Annotated in this window: 19 protein-coding genes; 9 read left to right on the forward strand and 10 right to left on the reverse strand. The window is 53.5% G+C overall.

Annotated features, from left to right (window positions below; translation table 11 throughout):
- The first annotated feature begins 231 nt into the window (after positions 1-231).
- Together IFO68_RS08445 and IFO68_RS08450 are read left to right on the forward strand one after the other, a co-directional pair.
- Complete coding sequence (locus IFO68_RS08445; protein WP_192015492.1) at positions 232-900, forward strand: c-type cytochrome; 669 nt, start codon at positions 232-234, stop codon at positions 898-900.
- On the forward strand, positions 897-1838 hold the full coding sequence (locus IFO68_RS08450; RefSeq protein ID WP_192015493.1) for a c-type cytochrome: 942 nt from the start codon (positions 897-899) through the stop codon (positions 1836-1838). The genes IFO68_RS08445 and IFO68_RS08450 overlap by 4 nt, the downstream gene beginning before the upstream one ends.
- Before the next feature lie 72 nt (positions 1839-1910).
- Here the strand turns inward: IFO68_RS08450 and IFO68_RS08455 are convergent, their stop codons facing one another.
- Positions 1911-4127, reverse strand: a complete 2217-nt coding sequence (locus IFO68_RS08455) for a methyl-accepting chemotaxis protein (RefSeq protein WP_192015494.1) — start codon at positions 4125-4127, stop codon at positions 1911-1913.
- Between the two features lie 292 nt (positions 4128-4419).
- Here IFO68_RS08455 and IFO68_RS08460 point away from each other — a divergent pair, with 292 nt between their 5' ends.
- Entirely contained in the window at positions 4420-4599 is a 180-nt protein-coding gene (locus IFO68_RS08460) for a hypothetical protein (RefSeq protein WP_192015495.1), read from the forward strand.
- A 43-nt stretch (positions 4600-4642) separates the two neighbouring features.
- Here the strand turns inward: IFO68_RS08460 and IFO68_RS08465 are convergent, their stop codons facing one another.
- Entirely contained in the window at positions 4643-5554 is a 912-nt protein-coding gene (locus tag IFO68_RS08465) for a D-alanine--D-alanine ligase (RefSeq protein WP_192015496.1), read from the reverse strand.
- 321 nt (positions 5555-5875) lie between these two features.
- Between IFO68_RS08465 and IFO68_RS08470 the strand changes: the two genes are divergently transcribed.
- The 6 genes from IFO68_RS08470 (at position 5876) to gntR (ending at position 12070) form a co-directional block, all read left to right on the forward strand.
- A complete protein-coding gene (locus IFO68_RS08470; protein WP_192015497.1) occupies positions 5876-6892 on the forward strand; it encodes a TRAP transporter substrate-binding protein in 1017 nt (338 codons plus the stop codon).
- Between the two features lie 97 nt (positions 6893-6989).
- The gene (locus IFO68_RS08475; protein ID WP_192015498.1) at positions 6990-7541 is read left to right on the forward strand and encodes a TRAP transporter small permease subunit; all 552 of its coding nucleotides are present in this window, start codon (positions 6990-6992) and stop codon (positions 7539-7541) included.
- Complete coding sequence (locus tag IFO68_RS08480; RefSeq protein ID WP_192015499.1) at positions 7534-8856, forward strand: TRAP transporter large permease; 1323 nt, start codon at positions 7534-7536, stop codon at positions 8854-8856. Before IFO68_RS08475 ends, IFO68_RS08480 begins: the two co-directional genes overlap by 8 nt.
- A gap of 72 nt (positions 8857-8928) precedes the next feature.
- A complete protein-coding gene (locus IFO68_RS08485; protein ID WP_027253165.1) occupies positions 8929-9423 on the forward strand; it encodes a gluconokinase in 495 nt (164 codons plus the stop codon).
- 48 nt (positions 9424-9471) lie between these two features.
- Complete coding sequence (gndA, locus tag IFO68_RS08490; RefSeq protein ID WP_192015500.1) at positions 9472-10959, forward strand: NADP-dependent phosphogluconate dehydrogenase; 1488 nt, start codon at positions 9472-9474, stop codon at positions 10957-10959.
- Positions 10960-11068: 109 nt separating this feature from the next.
- Positions 11069-12070 carry a gluconate operon transcriptional repressor GntR gene (gene gntR, locus IFO68_RS08495; protein ID WP_192015501.1) on the forward strand — a complete coding sequence of 334 codons (1002 nt, stop codon included), beginning with the start codon at positions 11069-11071 and terminating at the stop codon, positions 12068-12070.
- Between the two features lie 191 nt (positions 12071-12261).
- On the opposite strand, the gene IFO68_RS08500 is transcribed toward gntR, so the two are convergent.
- The 8 genes from IFO68_RS08500 to IFO68_RS08535 all read right to left on the reverse strand — a co-directional run bounded on the left by IFO68_RS08500 (position 12262) and on the right by IFO68_RS08535 (position 22703).
- The gene (locus IFO68_RS08500) at positions 12262-14181 is read right to left on the reverse strand and encodes a beta-N-acetylhexosaminidase (RefSeq protein WP_192015502.1); all 1920 of its coding nucleotides are present in this window, start codon (positions 14179-14181) and stop codon (positions 12262-12264) included.
- Between the two features lie 9 nt (positions 14182-14190).
- The gene (locus IFO68_RS08505) at positions 14191-15078 is read right to left on the reverse strand and encodes a glucosamine kinase nucleotide-binding domain-containing protein (protein ID WP_192015503.1); all 888 of its coding nucleotides are present in this window, start codon (positions 15076-15078) and stop codon (positions 14191-14193) included.
- Positions 15071-16810 (reverse strand): glycoside hydrolase family 9 protein, encoded by a 1740-nt coding sequence (locus IFO68_RS08510; RefSeq protein WP_192015504.1) that lies wholly within the window; start codon positions 16808-16810, stop codon positions 15071-15073. The genes IFO68_RS08505 and IFO68_RS08510 overlap by 8 nt, the downstream gene beginning before the upstream one ends.
- Positions 16811-16884: 74 nt before the next feature.
- Positions 16885-17880 carry an ABC transporter ATP-binding protein gene (locus tag IFO68_RS08515; RefSeq protein ID WP_192015505.1) on the reverse strand — a complete coding sequence of 332 codons (996 nt, stop codon included), beginning with the start codon at positions 17878-17880 and terminating at the stop codon, positions 16885-16887.
- Positions 17881-17900: 20 nt separating this feature from the next.
- Positions 17901-18869, reverse strand: coding sequence for an ABC transporter ATP-binding protein (locus tag IFO68_RS08520; protein ID WP_192015506.1), 969 nt, complete (start codon positions 18867-18869; stop codon positions 17901-17903).
- Positions 18869-19897, reverse strand: a complete 1029-nt coding sequence (locus tag IFO68_RS08525; protein WP_192015507.1) for an ABC transporter permease — start codon at positions 19895-19897, stop codon at positions 18869-18871. The genes IFO68_RS08520 and IFO68_RS08525 overlap by 1 nt, the downstream gene beginning before the upstream one ends.
- Before the next feature lie 2 nt (positions 19898-19899).
- Positions 19900-20889: an ABC transporter permease gene (locus tag IFO68_RS08530; protein WP_192015508.1), complete on the reverse strand. Its 990-nt coding sequence runs from the start codon at positions 20887-20889 to the stop codon at positions 19900-19902.
- 140 nt (positions 20890-21029) lie between these two features.
- On the reverse strand, positions 21030-22703 hold the full coding sequence (locus tag IFO68_RS08535; protein ID WP_192015509.1) for an ABC transporter substrate-binding protein: 1674 nt from the start codon (positions 22701-22703) through the stop codon (positions 21030-21032).
- Positions 22704-23058: the final 355 nt, after the last annotated feature.

The raw sequence follows: 23058 nt of genomic DNA on the forward strand, positions 1-23058 counted from the left end.
CCACTCTTCCCTGCTTAATCAGTGCCTACTGCCTAACCTCGCTTGATCGTCTACCCCTTAGCTATGGGATATAACTCCAATGGTATGAAAGGTTTGTGCAGACAAGAGATTACTAATCACGGTGCTTTTTTGTTCTACACTCAGAAAGGCAATGTCCGGCAACCTCAGCATGCACGCTGTAAAAGGGCCGGGTGTAAAGCATGACATGAATAAGAATAACAGGGTATCGCGATGAGCAATGTATTCAATATTGGGCCAGGAAAGGCCTGTGGGTGGTTAGGCTTAGGTTTGCTGCTGTTATCTGGCGGCATACAGGCAAAAACAGAAGAAGAGGCAAAAGCGCAGATCAAGCAGGATCTGATAGGCTTTTGTTCAGATTGTCATGGCAGAAACGGGGTGTCTGAGCTTAAGAATGTGCCTAACCTGCGTGCCCAGCCTCCTGAGTATCTGAAAGCGCAGTTGCTGGCTTTTCGCAGTCAGCAAAGAAGCAGCTCATTCATGGATGCATTTATCTATCAGATTAATGATGCACAGATTGAGCAGGCTGTGGCCCATTTCTCTGTCCAGCCTTCGGCACTGAAAGGCAAACCAGCCTGGCGCGGTGAGAAATGGCCCGGTGACATGGCCGCCGGCGAACAGCTTGCGTATGTGGGTAATGCGTCGGCCAATGTTCCCGCCTGTGTGGCCTGCCACGGCCCAAGTGGTATTGGGGTGGAACCGGGTTTTCCACGGTTGGAGGGGCAGAAACCTCAATACATGATCAACCAGCTTAAAGCATGGCAGGCCGGTAAACGTCCGCCAGGCCCCCTTGGTGTGATGAGTGCTATTGCCAAGTCAATGACGGATGATGAAATTGTCGCCGTTTCTCACTACTTTGCGCAACTGGGGGGCGAACAATGAAAACGCTAATGTTGTTCACTGTGTGTCTGATGAGCTCTGCGGTCTCGGCCACCACCGAGTATGAACAAGAGTATGTGCATTTAGGCGAAGTGGAGCCGGGCAAGCGATTGCCAGAGGGAGAAAACTACCACGCCCTGCCAGACTGGAATAACCTGCCTGAAGCGCATTTTGGCGAAGCGGTAAAGAAGGGCTATACCCTTTTTACAGATACCCAATCGCTTAAAGAGCAGGGAGTGATCAAAGGGGGGCTGAACTGTGTTAACTGCCATCTGAACGCTGGTCGTCTGGCCGGTGGCGCTCCGCTTTGGGCCGCTTATGTGGCGTATCCGGCCTACCGTTCCAAAAATGACAGAGTGAACACTTTTGAAGACAGGCTGCAGGGATGCTTTCGCTATTCGATGAACGGTGGCGATAAAGTACCGGCGCTGGACAGTGATGAAATCCGAGCCTTGACGGCGTATTCTTATTGGCTGGCAACCAATGCGCCTGTTAACAGCCAGTTACCTGGCCGCGGGTATTTCAGTGCAGACAAACCTGCACAGGCTCCTGATTTTGCACGTGGTAAAGCGGTTTATCAGGAACAATGCGCATTTTGCCATGCGCAGAACGGTGAGGGACGCAAAGCTGAAGGACGTTATGTTTTCCCGCCGCTTTGGGGAGAAGACAGTTATAACTGGGGCGCTGGTATGCACCAGATCAATACTGCGGCTGCTTTTATTAAAACCAACATGCCGCTGGGGATGGGCAATACGCTGACCGATCAGCAAGCCTGGGACGTCGCCCTGTACATCAACAGCCAGAACCGGCCCCAGGATCCGCGCTTTACCGGCAATGTAAAAGAAACCGCTGAAAAATATCATGCCCATCAGGGCATGTATGGTAAGCCTTCGCCGGCTGATAAGCACATTCTTGGTGATCCGGCTCAACAACCCAAATGACCCGGTGAGTTGAAATTAAGCGAGATAGCGAGTGACGGCTCGCTGCCTCGCTTATTACGGCCGATTAAATCATTACACCTTGAAGTGACCTGCCATTTTTTCCAGTTGGGCAGAGAGGGTGGACAGCTCTTCGCTGCTGGCTGATATCTGTTCGACCGCGCTGCTGGTGTCGCGCGACATAATATAAATATTGTTGATATTATTGCTGATTTCTTCTGACACTGCAGATTGCTGCTCAGAGGCTGCCGCGATCTGAGATGTCATGTCTGCGATATGTTCCACCGATTGCACCACTTGCTGAAGGCGCTGAGTGGCATTGGTGGCCTGTTCAGAGACGCCGTAAGTGTGCTCAATGCTTCTGGTCATTACATCGCTGACGTCACGGCCGTGGTTGAGCAGGGTTTCCAGCATGGTGGCGGTGTCGCTGGTGGCATCCTGAGTGTGTTGAGCCAGATGACGCACTTCTTCTGCAACAACGGCAAAGCCACGCCCATGTTCGCCTGCCCGGGCAGCTTCAATCGCGGCATTGAGGGCAAGCAGGTTAGTCTGGTCAGCAATATTGCGTATGGTGTCCAGTACCTTGGTGATCTCATCTGAGCTTTGACGAAGCAGGCCCAGTTTATCGTTGGCTTCACGCATGTCACTGGACATTTCATTTAGCCTTTCAGTACTTTGCATAAGTAGGCCAGCGCAATCTGTCACTTGGGTGTTGGCATCGTTGCTGACAGTGGCGACTGTCGCTATATTGCCTGAGATATCTTTGGCTGTGGCACTCATCTGATCGATCGCCACTGTCAGCTGTGTGGTTTCCTGTTCCTGCCGCGATACAGTCTCTGCCGTCTGCACCGCACTGGCAGCTAATGCCTCCGCTTCACTGCGCTGCTGACCGGCCGCGATTTTCAGTTGATGGATGATCTCACTCAGTTTACCGGACATGGTTTTCATCGAGGCATACACCCCGGTCGCCGGTTTGTCGTCAGCCATGTCCAGACGCAGATTGCCGTCGGCAATGGCGCTGGCAATGTGTTCCATGTGCTCAGGCTCTCCGCCTATCGGTCTGGTAATGCTGCGGCTGATCAGGAGGGCGGCAGGAATGATCAGTACCAGCATAGCCAGAATGACAAAAAAACCGCTGATATTGAGCTGGCTGATGGCTGCCAGCGCTTCAGCCTGGTCGATCTCTGCAACGATAACCCAGCGTATGGCCCCGAATTGAACCGGTGCAAACGCCGATAGCACGGCGTTTCCTTTGTAGTCACTGATGGCATCAATATTGGTTTCACCCGCCAGGGCGCGGCGCACGGCTTCGGTATCAATACTGCCTTTGTCAGGATGCAGGAAAGAAGCATGTACTGAGTGATTAACAGGGTCGATATACGAGTTGGAACGCATCAGCTTATCCGGCCCGACAAGGTAGGTTTCCCCGCTGTCACCCAGTCCGGCCCGGACGCCCATAATGGCCGTCAGACGATCGATCGGAAACTGAATAACTAATACACCAGCCAGACTTGCCCCCTGATAAACCGGGGCCGCTATGAAACCGGCCGGAGAGTGGTAAGAGGGCAGATAGAGGCTGAAATCTATCAACGCAGTCTGGCCTTTCGCCAGTGCCATTCCAGCCTGGTAAGCGTGACTGAGCAAGCTGGCACTGAAAGGGCCGTTATTCAGAGAGGTCGCAAAATCCACTTCCTTGTAGACGCTGTACACTACCTGTGATGTTTGCGCATCGATCAGAAAGAGATCGTAATAGCCTGAGGTTTCAATCAGCTCCCGAAAAAATGGGTGATAGGCAGCATGGGCCTGATCGTAGGCTGAATCACCGCTCTCATCGAGCCGTTGCTTCTCACCCAAAGGATAAGGACTGTTCGCCAGGTAGCTGGCTTGCAGTGAAATAGCTGCAGGAGAAAGCTGGCTAAATAGCGAGTCTGCGGATATCTGAAGATCCGGCGCGTTAGCCTTCAGCTTGGGGATGAACTGCTCGGTGTAAAACTGTTTGACCTGGTGACGCGCAGTCTCATCGACCGGCGGCAGTTCAGCGATTCCCTGACGCAAAGCCTTCAGTGCCTGCGCCGTGAACGGGTTGTTGGCTTCCAGTGTAATTTGCTGATTGAGTGCGGAAAAGTAACGCTCTACCGCATCCAGTTTTACTTCGCGTAATGATTCCAGCTGGTTATAGGCTTGCAGTTTTAGCGAGTCTCCGGCCTGATAAGTGGCAATGATCATCATAGCCAGTGCCGGAACCAGTCCTGACAGGAGCAAAGCGGTGAGTATTTTTTGCTGCAGTTTCATGGTTTGCCTCGTAGAAGCGACGCTGCTGTAATTCGAAATTAGTTCACGTTTTGTGCGACGACGTCAGTTAAACGCGATCAAGAGTGCGTTTTGTGATGTGAATCAAGTGTAATAATGTGAGTGTTGAATAAGCGCATTCAGGGCAGGGGCACGGATGAAGAATCAGGACAATTGTCCCAAAAATAAATGAATTTGCAGTCAGTCTCGGTGCTGAGCAGGCGATTCTTTTTCTGATCGATAAGATTCCGTCGCCCTAACTAGCAGTAATGAACTTAGTCAGGAGACTGTTTTGATGGCAAAAGTGACAACGCTGAGTGCAGAAGAGAAGCAAAATCTGGTGAATGAACTGAAACAGCTCATTGCCCTGCGCATGGGAAAATCGGTCAGTGTGACGCATCAGTTCAATGATGAACAGGGCTTAGTCGTAGCCTTTGCTGTCGAAGGACAACGCTGTATGGAAGTGGCCTTTTAGCCGCCAGTTGCCCGTGCTGAGGTAGCGACGGGCCGCTGACAGATTACACAGGATCAAAAGTGGCCAGCGCCAGTATCTGCTCGATAGTCCGGGTAAAGTCGAGACCGATTTCGCGGCTGGCCATCGGAAAGACGCTGCGCTGGGTCATACCCGGTGACGTATTCATTTCAATAGGGTAGATCTTACCGTCGTCGCCGAGAATCACATCCAGCCGGCCCCAGCCGCGGCATCCTAGCGCCTGAAAAGCCGACAGTGAAAGTTGCTGAATAGCCCGTTCTGTCTCGGTGTTAAGGTCGCTGGGGCAATGGTAACTCGCAGTCTGGGCACCGAATTTGGCTGTCCAGTCAAAGAAAGTGTCAGAGCGAATTTGTACTACGGGCAGTGCGGTGTCACCCAGAATACCACAGGTGTATTCCCGGCCAGTGATGAAAGCCTCAAGCAGGATATCGTGGTCATATTCAAAGGCCTGCATCACTGCGGCCTCCAGCTGAGCTGAGGACTCTACTTTCGACACCCCTATGCTGCAACCCTGAGAGCTGGGTTTGACGACCAAAGGGTAGCCCAGATCGTCGGCTGCCGACTGAATCTCTTGCAGCGACTGCTGACGATGAACGGCGACCCAATTGGCATAGTGATAACCGTGTTGAGCCAATATCTGGCGTGTGCGCAGTTTATTGAGACACAGTGCCGATGTGGCCAGGCCGCTGCCGGTATAAGGGATTGTCAGCCAGTCCAGCAACCCCTGAATATGACCGCTTTCCCCCAGGCTGCCATGCAGGGCAATAAAGACCTTATCGACCGACTGCAATGCCTCCAGGGTACCGTACAGGCTGGAGGGATCAATCGCCACCACCTCATGCCCTAATTCACCAATGGCTTCGCAGACGGCCTGACCAGAACGCAGTGATACACTCCGCTCGCTCGATTCCCCGCCCATTAACACACCTACACGCATAATCAATCCCTTCCATAAGTCCGTAAGCTCATATAGTAACGAATTAGCCCTGTGATACAAAACTATTGATTTACAAAACAATAATGAAACATGACCTTGGTTCGGTAAATGACAGCTCAATCATTTACTTACCTTTAGATAAAAAAACGTGTCAGCGGATAACGAAATCAGATCGCATGAGGTGGCATTGTTGTGATGATCTTCAAAGACAGCCCTTCTTTTTCTCTGCTAGCATTTGTTATCAAAGTTACCGGTAACATAACAACTAACAGCCGGTCTTTAACGACAACGACGTGACTAATAACAATAGGACTGTACCTGATGAAAAAGCTCACCTGCACTCTGCTCGCTGCCTCACTGGCCGGCACTTTTACTGCTTCCGCGCTGGCGGCTGACTACACCTTTAAATTCCAGTCGTCTGACCCGGCTGGAGATAAAAACTTTCAGGTTCAGCAAGCCTGGGCGGAGCGTGTTGAAACCATGTCTGCCGGCCGTATCGACATTGACTTACTGCCTGTGGGCAGTGTGGTTAAACACACCGAAACCCTGAACGCGATTAAACTGGGGATCCTGGATGGTCACATCACAGCGACCAGCTACTTTTCCGGCAAAGATCCTGCGTTCGGCTTGATTGGTAACACGGTCGGTGCCTGGTCTGATACCACTCAGCTGTTGCAGTACGTGAATTACGGTGGCGGCTATCAGCTGATGACCGAGCTGTATGCACCTTACGGGGTGAAATTTGTCGGCGGCTCGACCACAGGTGTGGAGTCTTTTGTGTCTAAAGTACCGGTCAATGGTGTGGACGATCTGAAAGGCCTGAAACTGCGTGCCCCGGAAGGTCTGGTTCAGCAGGTGTTTGCGGCGGCGGGTGCCTCACCGGTTAACCTGCCGGGTTCAGAAGTGTTCACCGGCCTGAGCAAAGGTGTGATTGACGCCGCGGATTACACTGTCTTTTCCACTAACCAGAAAGCCGGTATGAACGATGTGGCCACACACCCGGTTCAGCCGGGCTTCCACTCACTGCCGCTGATCGACATTTCGATGAGCCAGAAAAAGTGGGACAAACTGCCTGCGGATCTGCAGGAGATCCTGACGACCTCTGTACGCGATTTTGCCTATGACATGACCACTCAGCTTAAGATCGCCGATCAGCAGGCGGTGAAAGAAGCCCAGGCGAACCCTAACATTACCATTCACAACTGGTCGGACGAAGAGCGTAAGAAATTCCGGGAAATCGCCCGCGAACAATGGAAAGTGTTTGCTCAAAAGTCGCCAAATGCAGAGAAAGTCTACCAATCTGTAACTAAGTTCCTGGAAGATAACGCACTGTTGTAATCCTCCGAACAGCTTGTCTGACACGCACCACTAATCCCCCTGTGAGAGGGCTGTAATCAGCCCTCTGTATCCGATGTAGTAAGAGTTGTGAACTGTCATGAATACCAATCCAACCCCCGCAGAGCATGATGAGGACAAGCCGAAGAATGGCTTGGATGCGGCCATCGTCCACATAGGCAATGCGCTGAGTCTGTTGTTTATTTTTACGGTGATCATTTCATTTTATGAAGTGCTGATGCGCTATGTGTTTGATTCACCGACTATCTGGGTGCATGAAACCGCGTCGTTTCTTGGTGGTTCTCTCTTTATTGTCGGCGGCCTGTATGCCATGGCGACCAACAAGCACGTGCGTGTGGTCCTGCTGTACGACATGGTGTCACCGCGCACGCGTCAGTACCTGAATGTATTCCATCATGTGATGGGGCTGCTGTTTTCTGTGCTGATGTCATGGGCCTCGTACACCATGGCTCGTGAAGCCTGGATCACCCCTTGGGGCGAAATGCGTCTGGAAACCTCAGGTTCTGCCTGGAACCCTCCTTTTCCCGCTTTGCTCAAAGGGATCATTTTTATCTGCCTGTGTGTATTGTCTGTGCAGTTTCTGTTGCACCTGATCGCTGAAATCCGTGGACTGAGGAAAAAAGATGTTTGAGTTATCGTCAATGGGGATCGGCTTCGGCAGCCTGCTGATGCTGGGGCTGATGATTGCCTTGTTGCTGACCGGGATGCAACTGGCGTTTGTCACCGGCCTGGTGGCACTGATCTTTACCCTGGGCTGGTTTGGTCCGGATGCCTTGCCGCTGGTCACCAGCCGGATGTATTCGTTTGTCGACGGCTATATTTTCCTCGCTGTACCTATGTTCGTGCTGATGGCAGCGCTGCTTGATCGCTCCGGCATCGCCCGTGATCTTTTCGACGCCATGAAATCCGTCGGCCGTCGTCTTCGTGGCGGCGTCGCGGTGCAGACCTTGCTGGTGGCCGTGGTGCTGGCGTCCATGTCGGGCGTGATCGGTGGTGAAACCGTGCTGCTGGGTATTCTGGCGTTGCCGCAAATGCTGCGCCTGGGGTATGACCGCAAGCTGGCAATCGGCACCACCTGTGCCGGCGGTGCGCTGGGCACTATGCTACCGCCGAGTATCGTGCTGATCATCTATGGTCTGACGGCCAGCGTGTCGATTGGCGATCTGTTCAAGGCGGCTTTCCTGCCTGCCTTGTTGCTGGCACTGATGTACATCGGCTATGTCCTGATCCGCTGCAAACTCAACCCTGCGCTGGCCCCTTTGCCAACCGAACAAGAGCTGGCGGAAGACGCCGCCAGGGATATCAGCTATTTCAAAGCTTTATTTTTCCCATTACTGTCGGTCGGGGTTGTGCTCGGCAGTATTTACACCGGTGTGGCTTCAGTCACGGAAGCCTCTGCGCTGGGTGTGGTCGGCATCATGATCAGCACTGTGATCCGGCGCGAAATGAGCTGGAGCATGCTCAAAGACAGTGCCATTGCGACCATGCGTACCTGCGGCATGATCATGTGGATTGGCATCGGCGCCAGTGCGCTGGTTGGTGTGTACAACCTGATGGGCGGCATTGATTTCGTTGAAGAAACCATTCTGGCCTTCAGTGGCGGCAGTCCGACCATGACCTTGCTGATTATGATGGTGATCCTGCTGGTACTGGGTATGTTCCTGGACTGGGTGGGAGTCGCGCTGCTGACTATGCCTATCTTTGTGCCCATTATTACCGGTCTGGGCATGGACCCGATCTGGTTCGGCGTGGTGTTCTGCCTCAACATGCAGGTTTCTTTCCTGTCTCCGCCTTTTGGCCCGGCGGCTTTCTATCTTAAATCGGTGGCACCCAAAGATATCAGTCTAGGTGAAATCTTCAGCTCTCTGCTGCCTTTTATCGGCCTTCAGCTGATTGCACTGACTCTGGTGATTGTTTTCCCGCAGCTTGCGCTGTGGTGGCGTTAAGAAAAGAACAATAACAATAACAATAACAATAAGGAACTGCCCTGCGCTGTGAGCAGGGCTGGGATAATGGCGATGAAACCAAAAAAGATAATTGTAATGGGCGTATCAGGGTGCGGTAAAAGCCTGATAGGCAGCACGCTGGCGACGGCACTGGGGCTGCGCTTTTTTGATGGCGATGATTTTCACTCGCCGGACAATGTTCGCAAAATGAGTGAAGGCGTGCCCCTCAATGATGAAGACAGAGCTGAGTGGCTGGCACGGCTCAACCAGTTGTTGCGGGATGCCCCCAATGCGGTGCTGGCTTGCTCTGCGCTGAAACCTGAATACCGCCGCCAATTGCGCGCCGGGATCGACGGGCTGGAAATTGTCTACCTTCAGGGGGATTTTGACACTATCTGGAACCGCCACCAGCAGCGTGCGGATCATTATTTTAACGGTCGCGCCATGCTGGAAAGCCAGTTTGCGACTCTGGTTGAGCCAGAGCAGGATGAAGCACTGTTTATCGATATCCGCCAGTCTCAGCATGAGGTATTGCAGGATATTCTCACGCGACTGTCGCCGGCCTGAATAAGGCAAAGCGATTTTGAGTCACTCATTGCAGTAAAGGAAAAAGGAATGACATCAACCCAGTGCAATATAGCCATGATTGGTTTAGGCGTGATGGGGCGAAACCTGACGCTGAATTTGCTGGAACACGGCTTTGCGGTGGCCGGTTATGATTTGCAGGCGTCTCTGGTGCAGCAAACCAAGCAGCAAGCGAAACAATTGGCCAAAGCGCCGTTTACGGCCTGTGAATCCTTACCACAGCTCCTGGCGGCGTTAGCGTCGCCACGGGTGATTGCTTTGTCTGTGCCGGCAGGAAAACCGGTCGATGCCGTAATTGCTGCGTTGCTGGCAGCCGGACTGGAGCCACAAGATACCGTGATTGATACCGGCAACAGCCTGTGGACGGATACCCTGGCACGCGATAAGCAGTTTCAGGGACAGTTTCAGTTTTTCAGTACCGCGGTCTCTGGCGGTGAAGAAGGTGCTCGTCATGGCCCGGCTCTGATGGCCAGCGGCAGTGCCGCGGCCTGGCATCAGGTCGGCCCGATGTGGACAGCCATCGCCGCACAGGTCGACAGTGCGGGTCAGCCGCTGCCGCCGTTGAGTCAGGGCGAGGCCTGCGCGGCTTACCTGGGACCGGACGGTGCCGGCCATTACGTGAAAATGGTGCATAACGGCATTGAATATGCCGACATGCAGTTGATCTGCGAGGTTTATCACTTTCTCAGCCTGCAGCTTACAATGTCTGCTGCCGAGATAGGTGAGATCTTTGCCAACTGGAACCAAGGGGTACTGAACAGCTATCTGATGGAAATCAGTGCCGATATTTTGCAGCAGCAGGATCCTGACTCCGACCGGCCGCTGGTGGAAATGATCCTGGATAAAGCCGGGCAGAAAGGCACAGGTTTGTGGACGGCCGTCAACAGCCTGGAAGTCGCCAGTCCGGCCCCGACTATTGCCCAGGCGGTGTTTGCCCGCGCGATGAGCGGGATGAAATCTCTGCGTGTGCAGGCGGCCAGCTCACTGCCACTGGTCGCGGATGACGCTCAGACTCTGAATAAAGCCGAACTGATCGCCCAGCTGCACGATGCACTCTACTGCGCCAAGCTGTGTACCTACGCACAGGGATTTGCGCTGATGAAAACCACAGCTGCCGGGCAGGGATGGCCGCTTGATTACGCCGTTATCGCCAGGATCTGGCGTGCTGGCTGTATTATTCGCGCTATTTTCCTGCAGGATATCAGTCGTGCCTTTGAGCAGCAGCCAGCGCTGGAAAATCTGCTGTTAGCCGATCACTTCCGCACTCAGCTTACCGAGCGTCAGTTAAACTGGCGTAAGGCCGTTGCGTCTGCCAGCCTGGCCGGTGTTGCCATGCCGGGGATCAGCTCAGCGCTGCAATACTTTGATACCCTGCGCAGTGAAGTGCTGCCGGCCAACTTGTTACAGGCCCAGCGCGATTACTTTGGTGCCCATAGCTATTCCCGCATTGATCAGCCAGAGGCTGACGCCTTCCATCTCAGCTGGGGTCAGTCCCCGCGCGTGCAACGCAAAGTGTAATGCAAACAGGCCGGAGGGCCTGTTTCTTTTTGCGCCAGGTTACAAATCACAACAGGCGCTTGTGGTAATCTTGGGCTTGTTTAGCCCAATCCGACACATGAAAAATACCATGACAACCAAAAATAAACGCCCGACTTTGCAGGATGTTGCGAACCTGGTCGGAGTGACTAAGATGACGGTCAGTCGTTACCTGCGCGATCCCAGTCAGGTTTCAGCGGCCTTGCAGAGCAAAATTGCCGCCGCTGTCGAGGAGCTGGGATACATTCCCAATCGCGCCCCCGATATTTTGTCCAATGCCAAAAGTTATGCCATCGGTGTGCTGGTACCTTCACTCACCAACCAGGTGTTTGCTGAAGTGATCCGGGGCATTGAAAAGGTCACCGGTCCTGCCGGTTATCAGACCATGCTGGCACACTATGGCTATAGCGCTGAAATAGAAGAGAAAAATATCGCCTCTCTGCTGTCCTACAATGTGGATGCCATTATTCTGTCGGAAAGCGTGCATACCGAACGGGCGCGAAAAATGCTCGATACTGCCGGGGTGCCTGTGGTGGAAATCATGGATTCGGTTTCCCCGGCCATCGCTCAGGCGGTGGGGTTTGATAATCAGGCCGCCGCTGAGGCGATGACAGAGCAGATGATCGCCCGCGGTCGCCGCCATATCGTGTATTTTGCCGCCCGTATGGATGCCCGAACCCACTTGCGTTTTACCGGATATCAGCAGGTGATGAGGAAATACGGGCTGGTGCCGCGCAGCATTCAGACCGAGGAAGCTTCCTCGTTCAGCTTAGGCGCCGGTTTACTGCGGCAGTCACTGGCAGAATATCCGGAGGCTGACGGTATTTTCTGCACCAATGATGACCTGGCTATCGGGGCGATTTATGAATGCCAGCGGTTAGGTATTCAGGTGCCGGAGCAAATGGCGGTGGCCGGTTTTCACGGTCATGATATCAGTCAGGTGATGGTGCCGCGCCTGGCCACTGTGGTTACCCCGCGTGAGCGGATTGGCTATGTTGCTGCCGAGCAGATTCTGCAGCGGTTGCGCGGCGAGCCGGCGACAGAGAAAGTGATCACCCTGGATGTGAAAATTGAGCTGGGCGAGAGTATTTAGCGGCCCTGAGTTTGGCTTGTTCACGCAACACTGAGCGAGTCATCCGGCCAGTGGCAGAGGTAAAAAAAAGGGGACCAGAGGTCCCCGAACTTATTGCCAACACAACCATATAGGATGTAAAAGACACTTCACGACACACGACAGAACCCACCCGCAGCTCACCACTGTGACCGGGCTCTGGACATGTTCTGTTAACCCTGGCGGTAGTTCAGTCCCACCCGGTCTAAATAGTTCAGCTGGCCATGGAGGCGGGCTTTGAAATCATCCCAGTCACGCTGATCCGGCGGACACCAGCAGACTTCACTGACCGCCAGCAGGCGGGGATAGAGCAGGTATTCAAACCTTGCCTGGCTGTAGACATGCTCACACCATAACGCGCACTGAATACCCATGATTTGATTCAGTTTGGGATCGTTTGGCTCCAGCTCGGCCAGCGGGCGATAGCTGTACACAGTTTCCAGCGGTAAGATCCCGGCCCAGTTTGCACCGGCTTCCTCGGCGGAATGTCCCTGCGCCAGATCCAGATAGGTGTACTGCGCGGGCTGCATGATGACCTGATAGCCTTTGCCTGCACACTCCAGTCCTGCCTGTTCATTTATCCATGGCATCACTATGGTGTTTTTACTGACTTTGTCGCCTTTGACCACTTCCTGCCAGCCGAGCATGCGCTTGCCTTTCTGAGCCAGATAATTTTCGACAAAGCGTAAAATATGGCCTTGCAGTTCAAACGGGTCTTCATAGCCCTCTGCGGCCATCAGTTCGCGACACGCGGGGCTGTCAGTCCAGACACCGTTTGGCACTTCGTCTGCCCCCACATGCAGGAAAGGCGCCGGGAACAACTCGCAGACTTCATCCAGCACAGTGGTCAGGAAGGTGTAAGTGCCTGCCAGCGCCGGTGACAAAATGTTGTCTGAGTAATTCTGGATGCTGCGGTACTGCGAGCGATCAGCTTCATCAACCAGCAGCTCCGGCAGCGATTTTATGGCTGCCCGGCAATGGCCGGGAATATCGATTTCCGGGATCACCTGAATACCGCGATCTGCCGCATAGGCGACGATATCCCGGATCTGCTGTTTGGTGTAAAAGCCGCCGTACCGGCGATCAACAGTCGAAAACTGCGGGACCAGCTGCTCTTGCGGCCCGCGCCAAGCTCCTATGTCAGTCAGGGCAGGGTAGGCTTCTATCTCGATGCGCCAGCCTTCATCGTCGGTCAGGTGCCAGTGGAACGTATTGAACTTATAACGGGCAAGCTGATCGAGCAGTTTTTTGATCCGGGCAACGGAATGAAAATGGCGCGCGCAATCCAGCATCATGCCGCGGTGGCCGTATTGCGGCTGATCGTTAATTTCCACCATAGGCACGCTGAGCGAGTGCTCAATCTGATGAGTCGGCTGAGCAGGCAGTAACTGCAGCAGGCTGGCAGTCGCATGGCTGAACCCGGCCGAGGAGCTGGCTTCGAGCCAGATGTGATCGGGTTCGACCAGCATATGGTAAGCGCCTTCAGCCAGATCGGCGCGCGCCTGATAGTGAATATTGCCGCCGGGACCGACCTGCAGAGGCGTGTCGAGCCAATGGGCCAACTCCTGCTGCAGCCAGTTCACACAGCCCTGTGCGGCGTCAGGAAACGCTGCCAGTGCGGTATCGCGGGTAAAACGGAACTCGCCCGGTAAGGTTTTCAGACTGGCGGGAGCCGGGATCAGGTTAATCGACTTGGGCGCAGGCAACTCGACAGTTTGTCTGTCCTGCACCGGGTGTTTCAGGTTCACCGGGGTCACAGTCACCGGCAGTGCTTCGCCTTGCTGACTGGCATACAGGCAGGCTTCGATCACGCCGTCACCATGCAGGGTGAGTGGCGGGGTCTTAATGGAAAATTCGGTATAGAAATGGCTGTTGGGTGCCAGGGCGGTAGCGTCTGAGGCTGACAAGGTGCAGTAGCTGCCAATCTGCTGCAACACGCCGCGAGAGACTGAAGCCGGTTCAATCCAGCGACTGAGGATAAAAGCCAGGGACCAGGCTTCCAGCGTCTGTTCACCCAGGTTGTGTAAGGTCAGCGCGAAGCGGGATTCCGTATCGGTTTGATTGATAACAGTTAAATCAAGGCGATAGCTCATGTTAGCCCCTTATAATGGATACAGGTTATGATCGCCCTGAGCGATCAGTATTGCGCCATCCATGGCATCTCCCTGCGGAGCAGCCAGTCGGCGTTGAATAGCGGGTGTCAGCCAGGGGGCGATGCGTTCGCCAATGCCGCCCATCAGACACACTTGGTCTGCACCGCGCGTCAGCAGAGCGTTCAGCCACATCTCAATATCTGTGGCGGTCTGCTGAAGCAATGCCACCGCCAGGCTGTCGTTTTGCTCTGACAGCCGGAAAATCTGCGGGGAAAACTGGCCATAATCGCAAGGACGGGCGGTTTTTGACCATTCGACAATGGCATCGACATCCTGTCCGAAGTGAGCCAGTACATGGCGGACCAGTTCGGTTTGAGGCACGATACCGTCAACGCTCAGTAACACTTGCTGAATGAGGCGCAGGCCCATAATGGCGCCGCTGCCCTGATCGGAAATCGGAAATTCCCGCCCACCCAGCACTGTGATCTCCTTGCCGCGGCGAAGAATACCGACAGAGCCGGTACCGGCGATGAAAATCGCGCCGTCCTGCCCGTTCCAGGCACCCAGACAGGCGCCATAGCCGTCTGTGTTGAGCGCCATCCGGCCATAGGGATGCGGCTGGGCCATGAAGTCGTACCAGGCTTTGCGATGTTCAGCGCCTGCCAGTGCCAGACCGACAGCCATGTGAGAAAAGTCGGCACCGGCCAGGCCGGCTTGTGCCGCGGCGGTTGCAATCGCATCCTGTATCGATGCCATGGCAACTTCCGCGCCGAGCAGAATATTGGCGCTGCCGGTTTTAGCTTCAGCCAGTAGCTGGCCGTTATGATCGCAAAGCCGTGCCCGGCAAGAGGTGCCGCCGCCGTCAATACCGACCAGAAAACGCAAATCATCAGCCATGATGGCGCTCCTTACATTGCATCACGATAGCTAACAGATACCAGGCGGCATGCGGGATCCATTGCTCCCCCCAGCGCCAGTTCTGCAGCATGTCATTCGCCTGGGCCGGTGGCGTAAAGGCAATATCCGCTTCATTATCAAAACCTGAGGTAATGCCATTGCAGATACCGCCTTTGGCATTGAAAAAACCTAACTCAGGCAGATAAAGCGGATTATTACGGCCGTGTCCGTCCAGCATACTCATATCAAAGGGGTTGAGGCCCAGCATCCAGTTCAGGAGCTGAGTGCCGTAATCTTTCAGCCTGCGGCTCAGTTCACTGCTGTGCACAACCGGGGCGGCCATGAAGGCCATAGCGGCGAGAGAGCCAAGTCTGGCATTTTCTCCCTGCCACCAATATCCGCTTTCATTATTGTGCGGAATAAAGAAAGCACTGTGCTTGTCGCCATCCACTGCTTTGACATACTGGCGCGGATAGCCAAAAGGATTACTGGCCGATTGCGTGATGTTCAATTCAAATTGCAGTGCATTGTCCAGTACCTCTTCCATCGCGTTCAGGCGGTGCTGATCCGATTCAATCTGTAAATACTGCAGCAAACTGATGACCGGCAGACCCGCTTCGGCGGCATGAAAATACGGCCGGCTGCCATCAGCGTTCGCGCTCCAGTAATGTTGCTGCTGGTTATCGGACTGCTGACGTGCAGCCAGTCGATCGGCCCAGTAACGGGCTTCGCTGAGATAGCGGGTTTGATCCGTCGCTTTACTCAGCTCGACCGCCGCCAGCAGCGCGCAATATTCATCAATGATGTTTTCTTCACCATTATCCAGATATTGGCTGTTGTGGGTTTTAAGGTGCCAGTATGCCGTCTGGGCCGATTCCAGATAGGCGTCGGTATGTTTCACCTTGCCCAGATCCAGTTTGCTCACCGCAGCACTGCGTACCAGCCTGGCCGCTGCGGCCAGGGCGGCAATCGCCATGCCGCCGCCCTGACGAAAAGCGGCCTGATAGCTGTCAGCTTTTATTCCCTCCTGAGTTGAATAGCTACAAATCTCCCGTTGCCCGGTGGACTTACTCCACTTATCGAACACTGTCATATAAAAATAACCCTGCGGTGCATGCATCCGCAGTAAAAAATCCGCGCCAAAAAGTGCCTCTTCAATCAGGCGGACGCGGGAAAAATCCGCAAAAGCGGGATCACCCTGCAGCGACTCAAAGGCGGTGAGCATATTCCACACCACCATAGGCGTCTGCTGCGGATTGAGGTAATTGGCATAGGACAGGTGACTCAGGTATTTACTGACATCGCCCGAGGCGTCGTACCAGCCGCCATGGGCGTCGACGACTGTGTCCTGATGGCCAAACAGCGGGACGGCATGATCATGCTGATCGAATTTGCCGCCGCAGCGCTGGGATTTGAAATAGTGCAGTACATCACTGAAAGTGCGCTGCATCAGCAAGCCGTCTGCGATCTCAAAGTCTGAAGACTCAAGATCACCAAAGCGGATCCGGTAGCGTCCTGCTTCCTGCCAGGCACTGAAATCAATGGGTGTTGCCGTGCCTGTGTGCCATTGATCTGTGCGCTGGCTTTGAGAGAGCGGCAGTTGCATCACAGCTTGTCGGTTGTCACTGCGGATCAGGGTCGCCTGCGTCAGGGATAAAGGGGCCTGATGCTGAACTATGGCAACCTTATTACCTGTACGTTCATAACCGAGATGGTTGATTAACAACTGCATAGCTTTCCTTTGTTGTTGTGAGTTATTGTCGGTTTTTCAGCGATGTTCGCTGCGATTAGTTACCTGAGCTGCCATCAGCTATTGAACAGATAGCAGCGGACAAAATGGTTTTCCGCCAGCTGCGTGACTTCCGGCAGGCGTTGACGGCATTGCTCGGTCGCGTGGACACAACGCCCTGCAAACGGACAGCCGACACTGTCTGGTGTCCACAGCGGAATATCCCCTTTGTTACCGGCTAACGGCTCATGGATCGACTTGCTCGGATCCGGCACGGCAGAGACCAGTAACTGGGTATAAGGGTGCTGCGGATGATGGATAATCTCTTCGGTATCACCCCATTCCACCATGTGACCGACGTACATTACGGCCAGATCTTCGGCGATATAACGCGCAGTGGCGATATCGTGAGTGATATAAAGCAGCGCCATCTCGCGCTCAAACTTCATTTCTTCCATCAGGTTAAGGACACCGGCACGAATAGAGACATCCAGCATGGAGGTCGGTTCATCGGCCAGGACCACTTCGGCACCAACCGCGATATTGCGGGCCAGGTTGACGCGCTGACGCTGCCCGCCGGATAACTGGTGCGGGTACTTTTCTGCTGTGGCTTTGGGCGGGATCAGGCCGACTTGCTCCAGCAGCTCATAGACTCTCTCTTCCAGCTCTTTTTTATTGCCCCGGCTGACTTTGTTGTGGATCAGCAGGGGACGGGCCAGGTGGTGAAAAATAGTATGGGTTGGGTTGAGCGATCCGAACGGATCCTGCCAGACCATCTGTACCCCCTGACGGTACTGCATCAGCTCGCTTTTTTTGGTGATGTCCTGAATATCACGACCGAAATATTCGATAGCCCCTGAAGTGGGCTCGTACATTTTGGCGATCATTTTCGCTGTGGTGGATTTACCGGAACCGGATTCTCCCACCACCGCCAGGCCACGACTTTTGTACATTTTAAACGACACCTGATTCAGTGCCCGCATCTTGGATTTTTTCAGCGAGTTACTGTTGACCGAAAAGTCTTTGACCAGGTTCTTCCCTTCGATAATGGGTGTTCCGACTGGATTGCTCATTTTGCCTCCGATCCTTCTTGTTATAACTTGTTGTACAGGTGGCAGTTGCTAAAACGGCCGGGTTCCAGTTGGCGAAGCTGTGTGCTTTGCGAGAAGCAGGCGTCGTGCGCTTGGCTACAGCGCGCCTGGAAACGGCAGCCCTGAGGCACTTCCAGCAGGTTGAGCGGATTGCCCGGAATGCCGGTCAGACGGGTTTTTGGCCCGGTCAGTGGCGGAAACGAGCTGCCCAAACCCTGGGTGTAAGGGTGGAACGGGGATTCCAGAATCTGCTTTGACGGCGCGACTTCGACCAGCTCACCGGAATACATGATGCCGATACGATCGGAGAACTCGACCATCAGAGACAGATCATGGGTGATGAACAAAATCGCGAAACCGAATTCTTCTTTCAGGGCATAGATCTTTTGCAGGATCTCGCGCTGTACCACCACATCCAACGCTGTTGTCGGTTCGTCCATGATGATCAGTTTGGGGTTCAGAGCCAGGGCAATGGCGATCACCAGGCGCTGGCGCATACCGCCGGAAAACTGGTGCGGGTAATCGCTCAGTCGGTTCGGGTGAATATCAACGATCTCCAGCAATCCCTGAGCGCGGTGCACGGCCTGCTCTCGGGTCATGTTGGTGTGACGCATGATCACATCACAGAACTGCTCTTCCATGGTCAGTACCGGGTTGAGGGCGTTCATCGCACTCTGGAAGACCATGGAAATCTCACTCCAGCGAAAGCTGTTCAGTTTCTGGTCGCTGAAAGTCAGTATGTCGCCGTGACCGTCGAACAGCACTTCACCGGCAGTAATAAACGCAGGCGGCTTGTGCAGACGCATCAGGGAAAAGGCAACGGTGGATTTACCACAGCCAGACTCACCAGCCAGCCCGAAGACTTCACCTTTACCAATGTCAAAGCTGACATCGTTGACGGCGCGGACATCACCGGCGTCGGTAATATAGTCGACGCACAGGTTGCGAATGGAAATTTGTGGAGTCGTCATTACTTCTCTCCTCCTTGCAGTGCAGGCTTAACGGTCGTCGCGGTGGCACGCTGTGCCTGTTGGTTTTTCTTTGCCATGTTCTGCCAGCGGCGCAAGCCTTTGTGCGAACGCAACTGCGGGTTGGCAATCTCATCCACGGCGAAGTTCAGCATCGCCAGTCCGATCGCAATCAGTGTCAGGGCCATGCAGGGTGCCAGCAGCTCCCACCAGGCGCCAACCAGCATGGAAGAAGAGGTCTGTACGTTGTACAGCATTACGCCCCAGCTGATAGAGTTCGGATCGCCCAGGCCGAGGAATGACAGGGTGGCTTCTGTCATGATGGCGAGCATTACTGAGCCGATGAAGCTGGCGCCGATAATCGAAATCAGGTTAGGCAGAATTTCGACAAAGATGATGCGCCAGGAAGATTCGCCCAGGACTTCAGCCGCTTTGACGAACTCTTTTTCGCGCAGCGACAGGGTTTGCGCCCGGACCACACGTGCGCCCCATGCCCAGGAGGTCAGGGCGATAACCACGGCAATCGTCAGCGGTCCGGCCTGGCCGATAAAGGCAGCGATGACGAACAGAATGGGGAGCTGAGGCATCACCAGCATGATATTCATCGCAGCAGTCAGGGTGTCGTCGATCCGTCCGCCAAAGTAACCGGCAGACACACCGATCACCGTTGCCAGGAAACAGACCATCAGACCGGCACCGAAACCGACCGCCAGAGACGTACGGGCGCCGTAAACCAGCTGTGACCAGATATCACGGCCCATACGAGAGGTGCCCAGTACATGGTCTGCTTTTTTTGATAACCGCAGGGTCCGGTTGTTATCAGCCAGATTCTGTGCCACCCAGCTGTCCGGGTTGCTCTGTGCCGCCTTGACGATAAAGGCCGGATACTCGTGCGGATTGCCGGTGCGGCGGTCAGGTTCATGCTTGGTGATCAAAGGTGCGAACACAGCGGCCAGAATAAATAAGCTGATAATGATTAAGCCAGCCAGTGCTTTATTGTTGTTGGACAATAGTTTGATTAAAGCTTTCATGATTATTTGCCTCCCTTACGCAGGCGAGGATCCAGTGCCACAATCAGCAGATCGGCCAGGAAGTTAAAGAACAGCATAAACAGCGTCATGATCAGCAGCTGGCCTTGCAGAACCTGATAGTCACGGGCGTGAATGGCATTGAGCATCACTGTGCCCAGGCCCGGATAGTTAAAGATGATTTCGACAATCAGCTGTCCGCCAATCGCCATCCCCAGCGCCATAGACAGTGCCGTTACGCTCGGCAGCATGGCATTACGGGCGGCATAGTTGAAAACCACGCGGTTTTCATTCAGCCCTTTGCCTTTGGCCATGGTGATATAGTCTTCGTTGAGCAGGTTGATCATGTTATTACGCATGCTGATCAAAAAGCCGCCGATTTGAATAGCTGTGGCACACAGCAGCGGCAGTACCGCGTGGTACAGGACGTCTTTATAGAAAGCCAGGCTGGTCCAGTCTGGCAAAGTGCCCGGTGTATAGGCATAGCTGGTCGGGAACCATTTCAGGCCCATGCCGAAAGTAAAGAGCACCAGCATGGCGATAACCACAGGCGGCACGGCCTGGATCACCAGCATACCGGGAGACACAAAGGCGTCATATTTACTGCCGCGTTTCCAGGCGGCGAAAATCCCCAGCACAGAGCCGATGCAGAAGGCCATGATGACAGCAGAACCGGCCAGGAACATTGACCAGCCGACCGCCCCGCCCAATATTTCGGTCACGGTTTGCGGATAAAATTTGATTGAAATACCCAGATCCCAGTTGAGGATACTTTTGATATAGGTGAAATATTGTTGGTACCAGACCTGGGCTTCATCAAAGCCAAGCAGTTTTTTCATCGCTTCGATACGTTCGGCAGTCACCTGAACGGAAGCATTGGCAAACATCATTGTCACCGGATCGCCGGGCATCGCCCGGGGAATTGCGAAGTTCAACGTGGCTGCAAACAGCAAGGCAACCAGGTAGAACGATAAACGACGTAGAAAAAATCCCATAACTCACACCTTTCCCAACCAGTGACTTACGACTCTGGGCTGAACTCTGGACGAAAAACCCCCTGACGCCAGGCGCCATACTTTACACAGTGTGGGGGAAGAGGCGGTGCGCAGAACACGCACCGCAAATTAAACAATAATTATGATTTTGGTTTCAGGTCAATGACTTGAAGTAAGCGCTCTGGAACGCCAGCCCAAACCATTGGACGACCGTTCGGGTGTTTCTCATTCCACCAGCCCGTGAAGCGGCTTGTGTTGTACTGGAACATATCAGCACTGGACATCACAGGAATGGTGATCTGATTTTCAGCAATGATTGCCTGAATCTGATAGGCCATTTTCTTCTGCTCGTCTTTGCTTGCTGTTTTGTAGAAACCATCCAGCAATTTGTCTAGCTCGGCATTCTTGAAGAAGTGCATGGCAAAACGTGGGTTTCCTTCGCCCTGCAGGCGGGAGTTGTAACCACTGTTCCAGTACAGATGCGGATCCGCACCGTGGAAGTAGTTGGTGTACGCCACGTCATACGTCCCTTTGATCATGCCTTCGTTATACACAGCGAAGTCAGGGGTGCGTGCGTTGGCCTTGATACCGGCTTCCTGCAGTTGCTCAACGGCCAGCTGTACTGTGTTGTTGAAGTCGGTCCAACCGTTCGGAGACTGAACGTCCAGCTCAATCTTTTTACCGCTTGGCGTTTCAACGAAACCGTCACCGTCGATGTCTTTAAAGCCGGCTTTTTTCAGCAGGGCTTTTGAGTTCTCAAGGTTGTAGGTGTTGAAATCTTTGTACTTGTTGTAAACCGCATTGTCAGACCAGGCTTTGAAACCCTCACCCAGACCAGACGCATAGTGGTTTGGTGTACCGCTGCCATAGAAGGCAATGTCGATAATGGTCTGACGGTCAATCGCCATAGAGAAAGCACGACGGAAGTCTACATTGTTGATAGCTTCGTTGTTACCTTCTTTTGGCGACTTGAAGTTCAGCATGAAGGCTTGGGTGCCAGACGCCGGATACCAGTATTTGTGGTTCGGGTTAGAGGCCGCGTACGTGCTGTCGATGTCCGGGATGAACGACGATGTCCAGTCCAGCTCAGAAGCAATAACTTTGCTCAGCAACTGGTCATTGTTGGCAATCTGAGGCATACGAAGACAGTCAACATCCAGATTATCATTATCCCAGTAGTGCGGGTTACGGCACTGAATGTACAACTGAGGTGTGAAAGTGTCGATTTCAGTAAACGGACCTGTACCAACCGGATTTTCGTTGGCAAAGGTTTCAGGCTCTTTCACTTTGCTCCAGATGTGCTCAGGTACGATAGAAACGAAAGACATTTCATAAGGTACGTTGGAGTTGGCTTCAGTCAGACCGAAAGTGATCTTATTGCCGTCAACTTTGACATCTTTCACCCACTTGATGATACCGCGCTGGTCAAGTGCAGGATGATTTTTCAGCAGCTCATAGGTGAAGGCCACGTCTTTGGCTGTGAAGGGTTTACCGTCTGACCACTGAACGCCGTCACGAATCACAAAAGTGACTTGCAGCAGGTCGTCAGACATATAGAAATCTTTCGCCAGACGCATGACAGGCTCGTTACCGTGCATCTGGTTGAAAATGACCAGTTGCTCATAAACGAAGTCTGTGGTGGTACGCAGGTTGGTTTGCAAATATGGGTTGAAGTTACGTACCAGAGTCGGATAAAAATCGGGCACTATGGTCAGCTCACTGCGTTCAGCACTCATCGCAGGAGAAGTCATGGCAGCGGCAGCCGCGGCCAGGATGGCAAGTGTTACCTTTGTTTTCTTTATGTTGGCAAGCATAGCTGTTCCTTACTCTTTGCTTTGTAGGGTTTACATTTCACTTAGGTTCCCCTCCATCTATGGTGGGGCTGGTAATCCACTCTGGACCGGTTGAGTAAAGCGACCTGGTTCAGATGGCCTGTGGACACTCAGTGCCCTAAGGAAACGACTTCGGGCGGGAATCGTCAATTGCATTGCACGTTAAAAACGTCAAAAACATTAAGCTTGCTGTCAAAAACGTAAAAATCGCCCGCTATTCTACGGGAAAATGCCAGCCATTCTAGCCTTAGAACGAATTGATAACTATCCGCATGTTGGTGCTTACTATCTAAATATTTCATTATTATTAATGATTTAGTTTTTATTTTAACAATGA

The organism is Photobacterium arenosum (assembly GCF_014841115.1).
Taxonomy (GTDB): Bacteria; Pseudomonadota; Gammaproteobacteria; order Enterobacterales; family Vibrionaceae; genus Photobacterium; species Photobacterium arenosum.